10 protein-coding genes and 1 pseudogene are annotated in these 12841 nt (G+C 38.5%); 8 read left to right on the forward strand and 3 right to left on the reverse strand.

Going from position 1 to position 12841, the window contains the following annotated elements; all coding sequences use genetic code 11:
• Nucleotides 1-291 precede the first annotated feature (291 nt).
• The 3 genes from hsdR to AALA56_RS08855 are packed head-to-tail and all read left to right on the forward strand — an operon-like array spanning nt 292 to nt 5673.
• Nucleotides 292-2622: an EcoAI/FtnUII family type I restriction enzme subunit R gene (gene hsdR, locus AALA56_RS08845; protein ID WP_369909687.1), complete on the forward strand. Its 2331-nt coding sequence runs from the start codon at nt 292-294 to the stop codon at nt 2620-2622.
• A gap of 10 nt (nt 2623-2632) precedes the next feature.
• A complete protein-coding gene (locus AALA56_RS08850) occupies nt 2633-4099 on the forward strand; it encodes a class I SAM-dependent DNA methyltransferase (RefSeq protein ID WP_369909689.1) in 1467 nt (488 codons plus the stop codon).
• Complete coding sequence (locus AALA56_RS08855) at nt 4096-5673, forward strand: restriction endonuclease subunit S (RefSeq protein WP_369909690.1); 1578 nt, start codon at nt 4096-4098, stop codon at nt 5671-5673. The genes AALA56_RS08850 and AALA56_RS08855 overlap by 4 nt, the downstream gene beginning before the upstream one ends.
• Here AALA56_RS08855 and AALA56_RS08860 read toward each other — a convergent pair.
• Genes AALA56_RS08860 through AALA56_RS08870 form a run of 3 tightly spaced genes read right to left on the reverse strand, consistent with a single transcriptional unit; the run spans nt 5627 to nt 8387 of the window.
• Nucleotides 5627-6220, reverse strand: a complete 594-nt coding sequence (locus AALA56_RS08860; protein WP_369909691.1) for a restriction endonuclease subunit S — start codon at nt 6218-6220, stop codon at nt 5627-5629. The two genes, AALA56_RS08855 and AALA56_RS08860, sit on opposite strands and share 47 nt — an antisense overlap.
• Complete coding sequence (locus AALA56_RS08865; protein ID WP_369909692.1) at nt 6214-7011, reverse strand: tyrosine-type recombinase/integrase; 798 nt, start codon at nt 7009-7011, stop codon at nt 6214-6216. Before AALA56_RS08865 ends, AALA56_RS08860 begins: the two co-directional genes overlap by 7 nt.
• A 50-nt stretch (nt 7012-7061) precedes the next feature.
• Nucleotides 7062-8387 carry a restriction endonuclease subunit S gene (locus AALA56_RS08870; protein WP_369909693.1) on the reverse strand — a complete coding sequence of 442 codons (1326 nt, stop codon included), beginning with the start codon at nt 8385-8387 and terminating at the stop codon, nt 7062-7064.
• A gap of 31 nt (nt 8388-8418) precedes the next feature.
• On the opposite strand from AALA56_RS08870, the pseudogene AALA56_RS08875 reads away from it, so the two are divergent.
• From AALA56_RS08875 to AALA56_RS08895, 5 genes and pseudogenes are all read left to right on the forward strand, one after another.
• Nucleotides 8419-8601: pseudogene (locus tag AALA56_RS08875) on the forward strand (ATP-binding protein); the annotation flags it as partial.
• Nucleotides 8602-8920: 319 nt separating this feature from the next.
• Nucleotides 8921-9574 (forward strand): HD domain-containing protein, encoded by a 654-nt coding sequence (locus AALA56_RS08880; protein WP_369909694.1) that lies wholly within the window; start codon nt 8921-8923, stop codon nt 9572-9574.
• A 782-nt stretch (nt 9575-10356) separates the two neighbouring features.
• A complete protein-coding gene (locus AALA56_RS08885) occupies nt 10357-10989 on the forward strand; it encodes a GNAT family N-acetyltransferase (RefSeq protein WP_369909695.1) in 633 nt (210 codons plus the stop codon).
• A gap of 233 nt (nt 10990-11222) precedes the next feature.
• Nucleotides 11223-12044 (forward strand): IS982 family transposase, encoded by an 822-nt coding sequence (locus AALA56_RS08890; RefSeq protein ID WP_369909696.1) that lies wholly within the window; start codon nt 11223-11225, stop codon nt 12042-12044.
• Between the two features lie 513 nt (nt 12045-12557).
• Nucleotides 12558-12719 (forward strand): hypothetical protein, encoded by a 162-nt coding sequence (locus AALA56_RS08895; RefSeq protein ID WP_369909697.1) that lies wholly within the window; start codon nt 12558-12560, stop codon nt 12717-12719.
• Nucleotides 12720-12841 lie beyond the last annotated feature (122 nt).

Raw genomic sequence — 12841 nt, forward strand, 5'->3', positions numbered from 1 at the left:
AGGCTTGCAATTGAGAATAGAACAAATCGTACTAGCCTATAATTTGAGATATTTTGAAATCAACTAGCACCACGGGTGATGATTATATTTTGTTTGGTCATATGTAGGCTTGGAGAAAAATATCTGCCAAACTTAAGATTAGACTTTTGAAATGTTTTTGACTTCATTTTTGAAACCTCCTCAAAACTCCTGAGAAATCGTTTAAGATGAGATTGGAAAATGGTATAATGAAGTAAATAAACTTCTGATAGTTTAGATTATTATGTTTAAAATATTTAAGAGGGAATTAGTATGGGAGATTTATTAAAGCCAAAACATAAAATGTCCGAAGAGGATATCAAGGCAAACTTTATTACACCAGCTATTTTGTCAAAAGGTTGGAAAAACGGGGAACATATTGCTTACGAGGAATATTTCACAGATGGTCGAATAGAAGTTCGTGGGGACAAAGCCCGTCGAAAAGAGGGTAAAAAGTCAGACTACTCTCTTTATTATCAATTTGGACAGCGTATTGCTATTATTGAAGCGAAGGATAACAAACACAGTGTTCGAGCTGGCTTACAGCAGGCTATTGAATATGGGGAAATTTTAGATGTGCCTTTTGTCTACTCTTCAAATGGTGATGGTTTCATCGAACATGACCGTATTACGAGACAAGAGAGAGAACTCTCTTTAGATGACTTTCCAACTCGTGATGAACTTTTCGAACGATTAAAAGCTGAGAAGGACCTTACATCAGAAGTAGCAGAGGCTATTACGATTCCTTACTATACTGATACTTTTTCAACCAAAAAGCCTCGCTATTATCAACAAATCGCCATCAACCGTACGATCGAGACAGTTGCACGTGGACAAAAGCGAGTGATGTTTGTGATGGCGACAGGAACTGGAAAGACTCTCATGGCTTTTCAAATCATCCATCGCCTACGAAAGGCTGGGTTGGCTAAGCGAGTGTTATTCTTGGCTGACCGCAACATACTGGTTGACCAAACGATGGATGGAGATTTTAAGCCTTTTGAAAAGGTCATGACCAAAATCACGCCAAAATTGCTCAATGCCCCAGAAAAACTCAATTCCTTTGAGATTTATTTAGGACTTTATCAGCAACTAACAGGTGAAGATGGAGAGGGGACTCACTATCGAAAATTTGAAAAGGATTTCTTTGACTTGATTGTCATTGATGAGGCTCACCGCGGCTCAGCCAGAGAATCTAGTAATTGGCGGAAAGTGATTGAGTATTTTTCATCAGCGACACAAATCGGTATGACGGCAACGCCAAAGGAGACCAAAGAAATTTCCAATATGGAGTATTTTGGTGAGCCGATTTATACTTATAGTTTAAAACAAGGGATTGAAGACGGCTTTTTGGCCCCCTATCGGGTCATGCGAGTAAATCTTGATGTCGATGTGGATGGCTATCGTCCAGAAAAAGGAAAAGTTGATGCTAAGGGGCAACTTATCGAAGATAGGTATTATGGTCGTAAGGATTTTGATAAGACAATTGTCATTGATGACCGGACACAGATGGTGGCAAAGTTTGTTTCAGATTACATGAAGCAAAATGATGCACGCTTCGATAAAACTATCGTTTTCTGCGTTGATATTGACCACGCTGAACGAATGCGAGCAGCTTTTGTTAAGGAAAATCCAGATCTCATGCAAGAAGATTACCGCTATGTCATGCAGGTGACTGGAGATAACCAAGAAGGCAAAGCTCAGTTGGATAATTTTATGGATGTTAATTCTAAATTTCCAACTATAGTGACAACTTCTAAGCTTTTAACAACAGGGGTAAATGCGAAAACCTGTCGCTTGATTGTGTTGGATTCTAATATTCAATCTATGACTGAGTTTAAGCAAATCATCGGTCGAGGAACACGCTTGTATCCAGAAAAAGGGAAAGAATTTTTTACTATTATTGATTTTAGGAATGTGACCAATCTCTTTGCAGATCCAGACTTTGATGGTGAACCTGATGTTATCTTTGATCCAAATAAAGGTTCTACCTCTAGCGGGCAAGGAACAGACGGTGGAAATGGACCTATAGAGAAATATCATGTCACTGATAAGAGAGTTGATATTCTGAATTCTACAATTCAAGTTTTAGATGAGAATGGGAAGTTGGTGACAGAAAGTTTGACCGACTATACTCGGAAAAATATTTTGGGAGCTTATGCGACCTTGACCGACTTTATCACAGCATGGCGGGATGCTGATAAGAAAAAGGTTATCTTGGATGAGCTCTATAAAAAGGGTGTTTACCTCGATGCTATCCGAGAGGCAGAAGGTATTTCTGAACAGGAGATTGATGATTTTGATTTATTATTGAAGCTGGCTTATGGGCAAAAAAGCCTGACCAAGTCCGAGCGGATTAACAAGGTTAAGCAAAGTGGTTATCTCTATAAGTATAGTGAAGAAGCACGTGCAGTGCTAGAGATTCTGCTGGATAAATATATGGACAAGGGAATTGGAGAACTGGAAAGTCTTGAAACCTTGAAATTACCAGAGTTTCAAGTGTTTGGTGGAACGTTCAATATTATCACGACGCACTTTGGCAACAAGAAACGTTATTTAGAGGCGATAAAAGAATTAGAAGAAGAGCTATTTACACGTAGCTTATAGAAAGGAAACTATGTCAATTACATCATTTGTCAAACGGATTCAGGATATTACCCGCAATGATGCGGGGGTCAATGGCGATGCCCAGCGCATTGAGCAGATGTCTTGGTTACTCTTTTTGAAAATATACGACAGTCGAGAGATGGTCTGGGAGTTGGAAGAAGATGATTACGAGTCTATTATCCCAGAAGATTTGAAATGGCGAAACTGGGCCCACGCTGAAAAGGGAGAGCAGGCCTTAACAGGTGACGACCTGTTGGACTTTGTCAATAACACGCTCTTTAAGGAATTGAAGGAGCTTGAAGTTACTCCCAACATGCCTATCCGCAAGAGCATTGTCAAGGCAGCCTTTGAAGAAGCTAACAACTATATGAAAAATGGAGTTCTCTTGCGTCAAGTTATCAATGTCATTGATGAAGTAGACTTTAATAGTCCAGAAGACCGCCATTCCTTTAATGATATCTATGAGAAAATTCTCAAGGATATTCAAAGTGCTGGTAATTCTGGGGAATTTTACACGCCTCGTGCGGCGACAGATTTTATCGCAGAAATGCTTGACCCAAAACTTGGCGAATCTATGGCTGACCTTGCCTGTGGGACAGGTGGTTTCTTGACTTCAACTTTGAATCATCTTAGTAAGCAACGTAAGACTAGCGAAGATATTCAAAAGTACAACACGGCTGTTTTCGGGATTGAGAAGAAGGCCTTTCCGCATCTATTAGCGGTGACCAATCTCTTTTTGCACGAGATTGATGACCCTAAAATCATGCACGGTAATGCCTTGGAGAAAAACGTCCGAGATTATACAGAGGATGAGAAGTTTGACCTTATTATGATGAATCCTCCTTTTGGTGGGTCAGAGCTTGAAACCATCAAAAATAATTTTCCAGCAGAATTGCGGAGTTCAGAGACTGCTGACCTCTTTATGGCGGTTATCATGTATCGCCTGAAAGAAAACGGTCGTGTTGGTGTAATTTTGCCTGATGGCTTCCTTTTTGGGGAAGGAGTTAAAACTCGTCTCAAACAAAAGTTAATTGAAGAATTTAACCTACACACTATAGTCCGCCTACCACATAGTGTCTTTGCGCCTTATACTAGTATTCATACCAATATCCTTTTCTTTGATAAGACCAAGAAAACGGAGCAGACTTGGTTTTACCGCTTAGACATGCCAGAGGGCTACAAAAACTTTTCTAAGACCAAGCCGATGAAATCAGAGCATTTTGATTCTGTCCGTGACTGGTGGGTTAATCGCGAGGAGATTTTAGAGGGGAATTTTTACAAGGCGAAAGTTTTTTCACCAAGTGAACTGGCTGATCTGAACTACAACTTTGACCAGTGCAGTTTTCCAAAGGAAGAGGAAGAAATCCTTGAACCTTTGGAGCTTATCCAAAGTTATCAGCAAGAGCGAGCAATTCTCAATCAAAAGATTGATACGGTTTTAGCAGATATTTTAGAGCTTTTGGAGGAAAAAGAATGACACCAGAGCAACTAAAAGCTAGTATCCTCCAAAGAGCTATGGAGGGGAAATTAGTACCGCAAGACCCAAATGATGATCCAGCCAGTGAACTTCTCAAACGCATCAAAGCGGAAAAGGAAAAACTCATCGCAGAGGGGAAAATCAGGCGAGATAAAAAGGAAACTGAGTTCTTTCGAGGTGAGGATGGGAAACCTTATGAGAAGTTGGCGGGCGGATCAGTTCAAGAAGTTGAAGTCCCGTATGAGATACCAGAGAGCTGGGAGTGGGTGAGGTTTTCATTGCTTGCTGATATTGTCAGAGGGGGATCGCCAAGACCAATTAAAGAGTATCTAACTACTCAGGATGATGGGATAAATTGGATAAAAATTGGTGATACTGAAAAAGGTGGCAAGTATATCAATAATGTTAATGAAAAAATAAAACCATCAGGACTTAGTAAAACACGATTTGTCAAAAAAGGCACATTTTTATTAACAAATTCAATGAGCTTTGGTAGACCTTATATCTTAAATGTTGACGGAGCAATTCACGATGGTTGGTTGGCAATCTCGAATTATGAAAGCTCGTTAGATAAAAACTTTTTGTTTTATCTGTTATCCTCAAAAACAATATATAGTCAATTTTTAAAATTAATTAGTGGAGCTGTAGTCAAAAACTTAAATAGTGAAAAAGTTTCTTCTACCCTCCTCCCCCTCCCACCCCTAGCCGAACAAAAACGGATTGTTACCCAAATCGAACGAGTTCTTAAAAGGGTTGAAGCATACGCTGAAAGTTACAATAAACTCCAAGAGTTAGATAAAACTTTTCCTGATAAACTGAAAAAATCTATCCTCCAGTATGCCATGCAAGGTAAACTAGTTGCACAAGATCCGAACGACGAACCCGTCGAAGTTTTGCTTGAAAAGATTCGTGCTGAAAAGCAAAAACTCTATGAAGAAGGCAAGCTCAAGAAGAAAGATTTGGCGGAAATAGTGGTCGAAAAAGGAGATGATAACTCTCCTTATGGGAAGAAGGATGAAAATATTAATTTCAATAATTCAACGATTGCTGATATTCCCAATTCTTGGCGATACGTTAAGTTTGGTGGACTAGTTTTATTTAATATTGGAAAAACTCCTCCAAGAAGTGAGACTATTTATTGGGGAAATGATATTCCTTGGGTTTCTATTTCAGATATATCCAACAATAGTTATATCACCAAAACAAAGGAATATTTATCAGATTTAGCTATTAAGCAGAAGAATATAAAGGTAACTCCGGCAGGCACCCTACTGATGAGTTTTAAGTTATCTATCGGTAAAGTAGCACTGTTAGAAATCCCTGCCAGCCATAATGAAGCGATTATCTCAATATTTCCATACGGAGATAAAGAAAATATCATAAGAGATTATCTAATGCGATTTTTACCTCTAATTGCTACTGCTGGCAATTCAAAAGATGCCATAAAAGGAAAAACGTTAAATAGTACTAGTATCTCAGGATTACTGATACCTGTTTCAAACTATCGAGAAATGAAAGATATTGTAACTAAAGTTGATTTACTTTTTGAAAAAGTAAATCAACTTTGTAACTAATCCGTTCTTGTTCTTTTTGAGGAGATAAAGGAATTGTTATATTGCCTAAGTTCTTAATACTAACACCACCAATTATGCCCGATTTGCTATCCTGAAAATCACTAAGAAATTGTGGGTTTTGAAGAAAATAGTAGAGTAATTGATTTTCTCCAACGTAAAAGGACAAGTTACATAATTTATTACCAAAGCAAACATCTTGTTCCAATAACCCTATCTTACGTCCAGCACTACCTCCTTCTAGGCATAGAAGTACTGAGTTGGCACGACTGATTTTGAATTTTGATAAATAGTTTTTAGGTATTTTAATGCCATTATCGTAATCTATTGAACCATCAAATTTCACATCTTTTGTCGCAATATAATTGATACCAGTAACTCCAGAAAAGTGGGCTTTCTTTTCTGTCGCATTGATACTATTGCCAGTATAGATATTCACAATACTACCAAGTGAAGTCATTCTCCAACTTTTTGGTATCTTCCCATAAGGAGAGCCATTAACACAAAAACAGCAGAAAGTCATTTTGACTTTCTGCTGTTTTATTACCAATTAACCACTTTATCAATTATAGCTTGTTGTTCTGTTGCGGTTTTTCTAAGGTAAATGCGAGTTGTTTCAATACTTTCATGTCCCATCAAGTCTGCTAATAGGGCAATATCATTATATTTGGCAAGAAAATTTTTTGCAAAGAGGTGTCTAAAGGAATGAGGATAAACGACCTTTGTATTAAGCTGATATTTGACAGCATAGTTTTTCAATTGCTGGGCAATTCCTCGAGCAGTAATCGGTTGATTAAATTTATTGAGGAAAAGGTAGCCACTATGACGATTTTCAATATCTAGCCATTTTTGACAACTGTTTCGAAGTTTTTTGGGGATATAGAGTCGTCGCATTTTACCGCCTTTTGAGTAAATATCAAAATAGCCCACCTCTACATGTTCTACCTTTAATTTAATCAATTCACTGACACGAGCTCCAGTTGCCCCAAAGAACCAAACCACAAAATGCCACTTCAAGTTGTTGTCCTTTTTTAAGCTCCGCTTTAGAAAAAGGTAGTCTGCATGGCTAATGACATCTTCTAAAAAAGGCTTCTGCTGAATTTTGACAAATTTTAAGGTCAACTCCTTTTGGTCATTAAAAATGAGGTATTTGTTGATGGCTTGTAACCTCAAATTGACTGTCTTAGGCTTAAAATTGTCCAATAAATAACTCTTGTACTCTAGCAAATCTTCCATCGTCACTTCATAATTCGCCAAGAAAAAGCGAACACCATATAGATAGGACCGTACTGTGTTTTCAGCTAATCCACCTTTTCGTAAATATAATTCAAAGTCTTTCATTTTAAACTCCTATCTTTTTTTGATAGAAATTCCACCGCACGCAAAGATTATTATACTAAATTTTCAATCATTGAAAAGATTTGGGAGATTTTAGAGACAATTCGTTGCTGCTCAGCTAGGGAGGGGAGGGGGAGGAGGAAATTACCCCATATGCTTTTATTAACTATTGGAGTAGCAGTTCCGGTGGCCTTTGTCTCCATCCAACTTTGAAAAGTAGTAGTTATAAAATAATAGTAAAGAAATTTCGATAGTAAAGTGCTATAGGGAGTAATACAATTTATTTGTTGGTTACAGCTGACGCTAACTGTAGTTAAAGCAGTTTTACCACGAGAACCACCAATACAAACCATCAAAATTGAATTTTTCGGAATAAGCCTCCCTCTTTCTAATCCTTTTTCTGAAAGATATTCAGTTATATGCAATTTACCATTTATAAAATTAGCTGGTTTTATGAATGGAATATAATTTTCATTATAATATGATTTATTAGTTGTACTTGGCGTCGTACCTGTTTGTAAGTTGCCTACTTGAAATAATCTGACCCACTCCCAACTCTCAGGTATATCGTAAGGTACATCCTGATAGGGAGAGTTATCATCTCCTCTTTTAACTACCGTTTCCGCTAAATCTTTCTTCTTTAGCTTACCTTCTTCATAGAGTTTTTGCTTTTCAGCACGAATCTTTTCAAGCAAGACTTCAACGGGTTCATCGTTCGGATTTTGTGCAACTAATTTACCTTGCATGGCATACTGGAGGATAGATTTTTTCAGTTTATCCGGAAAAGTTTTATCTAACTCTTGGAGTTTATTGTAACTTTCAGCATATACTTCAACCTTTTTAAGAACTCTCTCGATTTGTGCAACAATTCGTTTTTGTTCGGCTAGGGGTGGGAGGGGGAGGAGGGTATCTCCAAAACCTGAAGCAGAAATTTCCTTGAATGTTGTACCCGATGCACGTAGAATAATATCTTTCGTTCGAAATTGTAACAACCAATACATAAAATCTAGATTTACTAGTGTTGGTGTTACGGATTTACAACCTTGATTTGTAGTAAAGTCATAGTTAACAATGTTTATATGTCCTATTGGAGCTCGACTAGAATAAACAATAGAGTTTTTTAAAATTAGTTGAGCAGAAGATTTCTGTAACCCCAATTCAGAAATTTTTTTCGATGAGGTGGTAAATAATTTATTGTTTTGCTGTTTGCCCATATCTGCTGGAGTTATCCACATAATATTTCCACCATAATAGGCAGGTTCAGAAGACTTTGGTGTTCCGCCTGAAGTAATTGTTCCTAAATTTCTCAACCTCACCCACTCCCAGCTCTCTGGAATATCATAAGGCACATCAACCTCCTGCACCGTACCATCAGCCAACTTCTCATAAGGTTTCTTAGCACAAATAACTATTATCCACTACATGTATAATTCGGGTGACAAAATGACCACAGCAAAGGCTGTTGAGATTACAGGGAGAAGCAGGCGTCATATTGGAAAAACTTTGAAGAAATTGACAGAACAAGGTTTTTTGAAGTGGTATGGAAATAGTAAAAATGATAAAAATCAGTACTACATACTTGCTCCCAAATAAGTACTTTTTTATAAGTAGAACGCAGTAAGACACAGCAGACTACAGCAACCCTCCATTCCCAATTCTATAAATACCGAAAACTTTGTTTTCTTGATTCTTTCTGTCAAACTTAGTATAATAGTCTTGGCATTGAAAAATGCCGATACTATACTATATTAGAATAAGCGCTTGGGAGTGCGAGGATAGTATGGGAGAAGTTTGATTTTTTATTTATCAAGCAAGTCAGGCGATTATACTTATAGTCGCCTTTAGTGATAGCCTTATTTGAAAGCGTTATCGCTAGAGAGTTGGAAAAGTGATTGGTAAGAGAGGTGAGTGTATGCTGAGTCAAGCGCAGATTATAGAGAGAGCTAGGGATTTTGTTTATCAAGCCTTGAGCGGTGAGGGTAGTGGTCATGATTGGTGGCATATTGAGCGAGTCGCAAGGATGGCTGTGACTCTGGCTGAAAAAGAGGGAGCAGATGTCTTTATCTGTGAACTAGCAGCGCTCTTACATGATATGGTGGATGATAAATTAACAGACAATGAAGCAGAAGCCTTGCAAAACGTCAAGGATTGGATGATGACAAATGGAGTGTCATCATCAGATAGGGCTCATATCATAGACATTATCACAAAGATGTCTTTTAAGGGTGGCAATCAGACGGATAAGGTCTCGACACTAGAGGGTTATGTCGTGCAGGACGCAGACCGCTTAGATGCTATGGGGGCGATAGGTATTGCTAGAGCGATGTGTTATTCAGGGCATACCAATAGACCTATTCATGACCCTAGTATGACACCACGAGACAACCTCACTTATGAGGAATATCGAAGTGGTAAGGATACGGCTATTATGCACTTTTATGAAAAGCTGTTGACCTTAAAAAATCGGATGAACACCGATTCTGCTAGAGCCTTAGCTAAGGAAAGGCATGATTTTTTGCTTCTTTACTTAGAGCAGTTTTATGCAGAGTGGGAAGGCAAGCGTTAGGCGATTTTGGAGATTGTTATCCCAATGTTTTTAGTTTACGACCGTATAGCGATATGCTATAATGATTTCCTACAAGATTTAGTTAGTCCTCTAAGTAACTTAGTGAAGAGTGGTTGACACCATGCTAAGATGATGCGCTTAAACCTCGTTACACTAGCTGTGGGATACTGTGGTTAGATAAGTAATGGTCTTGCAAGTGATTGTGAGAGCTTGGGACGTGAGAGAATACCAAGAGTGTGTGTCGTGTGGAGGATTGACGTTGTTAGGCTATGGTCAGACGGTGGTAGCGATAATAGACGCTCCAGTGGAGAATAAGCCATTGGATTCAAGTTTGGCGACTTGCATGAAGATGGTAATGCCAAAATAAGCTATTGTGCACCTTGAGGGGTGAAAAGCTCCCTTGCTTACACTAAAGACCAGTACTAGTAGCTCAAATGTGCATCGTTTGAAAATCATACATACTGAATGTTGAGTGAACGTTGAAGGAAACCAGCCCTATCTAGCTCTCGAGACGCCAAAGAAGTCATCAGGTAGCTCCTTTTAGCTCAGTCTTTGGTAAGCTATCAGCTAATAAAGAGCGCCAATCTAAAGCAGAGTGAAAGCTCACTTAGAAGACTGACTAAGTCTTGTAGGACACTAGCATGAGCTAGTGTTTTTTTGTTTAAATTCGTATTTATACTAATATAAAAATATTTGTTTAAATAAATATCAAATCGTTTAGATGCTATCTTTTCTTGTTTTTGTGCTATACTGTATTTACGATAAGTACAAGGAGAAACAGTATGTCTATTGAGATTCGCAACGAGCTACCGTCTGAGTATCATGAGGTGGAAAATCTTGTCCGTGAAGCTTTTTGGAATGTTTATCAACCTGGCTGTTCGGAACATTTGATACTGCACCAATTTCGTCATCATGATAATTATTTGAAAGAGTTGTCTAAACTAATAGCGGTTGATGGTCAGATAGCGGGGCAGATTATGTACAGTAAGGCACAGTTGCGCCACGAGGTGACAGGTGAGCTAAAGCCGATAGCTATCTTCGGACCATTTGCCATTGCTCCAGCGTATCAAAAAAAAGGTCTTGGAAAGAAATTGCTAGAGGCAACACTGATAGATGCCAAAGAGATGGGTTTGTCACACATCCTTATCATGGGAGATCCAGACTACTATAAGCAGTATGGTTTTGTGCCTGCTAGAGATTATGGCGTTTACTTGGAAGGGCAGGATAAGGCAGAGCCACTTGACTATTTGCAGATAGTGAGCTTACAAGGCTCTAGAGACATTAGTCAACAGACAGGACCGTGGCTTTTTCGTGTACCAGATGGCTACGAGGTCGATGACGAGGTTTTAGAAGCTTTTGACCAGCAATTTCCACCGAAGCAAAAAGAAGTCCTAGTAGGGCAGCTGGGGACATAGCTTTTTCTACGGCTATGCTTATTAGAGGACAAGAGAGCCGTGAGGCTCTTTTGTGTTGGCTATGGGCTAGAAGTATAAAAAGAGTTAGTTAAAGAGATTACTAAAAGTATTTTAAAGAATTCAATTATATCAGTTGATATATTATACCCGTGGTGCTAGTTCATTTCAAACTATACTAAAAAGCCCAAATGGACTATACTGTAAGTGACGAAACATACAGGAGGTTAGTCCAAATGAGCCACTTACAGTATACCGCTAAATCTCATCATTTCTACCAAAACTATTGCCAAAATTCCTTCAAACATCGGCGTAATTTTGGCTTAGCCAAAGTTTCAGATGAATCAATCCTTGTCTTGCTCTTGTTACAAGCTGAACTGGGCATGACATCACAACGCCATTTCTACACTATCTGCCGCCTCTTTCCTTGTGGTCAGTTACTAGAAAGAAGTCGTTTCAATCGTTGGTCAAAACAATTGATTTGGCTCATCCAACTCATTCGAAAAGCTATGAATGACAGGCTTCCATCTGATAGAGTCGCCATTATAGATAGTTTTCCTTTGCCACTTTGTCAACCCGTTCGCAATCACAGAGCTACCATTTTTAAAGGATTAGCCGATATTGGCTACAACGACTCTAAACATCTTTGGTTCTACGGCTTCAAGGTTCATATGCTAGTGAGCTTATCTGGTTATATTCTGAACTATGTTCTCACGCCAGCCTCTGTTCATGACATCAAGGTAGTTTATGAATTATTAGCAGGGTGTAAGCAATCGGTTATCCTAGGTGATTTAGGATACCTGAGCAGTGAACTCAGGAAGGACTTAGAACAACAAGGTTACCATCTATGGACGCCATTTCGTAAAAACATGACAGGAGCCGAAGAACATAACAATTGGAAAATAATGGCCATGAGGCGAACTATTGAAACACGTTTTTCTGAACTGTGTCGTCTCTTTGATATCGAACATACATTAGCTAGAGGGATAGCCGAACTACAGTTACGAATGGAACAAATTATTCTAGCTCATAACTTATGTTATTTTGAAATGAACTAGCACCAGGGGTTGATTATTTCCATCTATACGATAAAGTTATTGATAAGGTAACGGGTAAAAAAGCGGTTATTGTGTATATTTCAGATGAGCTGGTGGGGGATTGCTATATGGTAGAGCCTATAGACTATACTTACGGACCAGAATGGAAAGAGACTGACCAACTACAAAAATTAAAGTAATTTTTGTAGTTTGCTCAAGTATTGTTAAAGCAGTGAAGAATTGATATAATGGAATGAGGATAGGAGAGTAGTTTACGAGTGAAAACACGGTATAGCATCTTGCAAGTGACGGATTTAGCGAGGGGACGCCGCTATTGGCGTAAAAGTTCAGTCGTATCTAGCTAATGAAACATATGCTATTATCGAGATGACGGTTGAAATCCGTCCGCCTGTCCTCTTGCCTCGTTAAGAGGCTTTTTGGTTTTTGAAATTTTTTGTAAAATAAAGTTTATCTTTGATTAGGTGTGGCTGCTACGTTTGCTTCATTTAGCGATGATAAGGAGAGGAGAATCTAATGGATTGGAAGAAAACATTGATTGGTGAAGAAAAAACATTAAAACATATATCAGAAGATGGTAGCATAAAAGTAGAGTTTTCATACTGTGCGGGTTTACTGCCTAATCTAGCTGTCGTTGGCGGACTTGGTCTTTTGGTCTGGTGGCTTGTGAAAAAATAAGCTCTATTTGAGAGTATCATTAGTGATTGTAAAAAAGCTTTTGTGTGATCTGACCCCAAAAAGTTGGACACAATATTTTAATTGAAGGATTGCGTTCTGTATTGCACAGGACTCAGTCCTTT

Origin of the sequence: Streptococcus hyointestinalis (genome assembly GCF_041225505.1) — a bacterium.
In the GTDB taxonomy this organism is placed as follows: Bacteria; Bacillota; Bacilli; order Lactobacillales; family Streptococcaceae; genus Streptococcus; species Streptococcus hyointestinalis_B.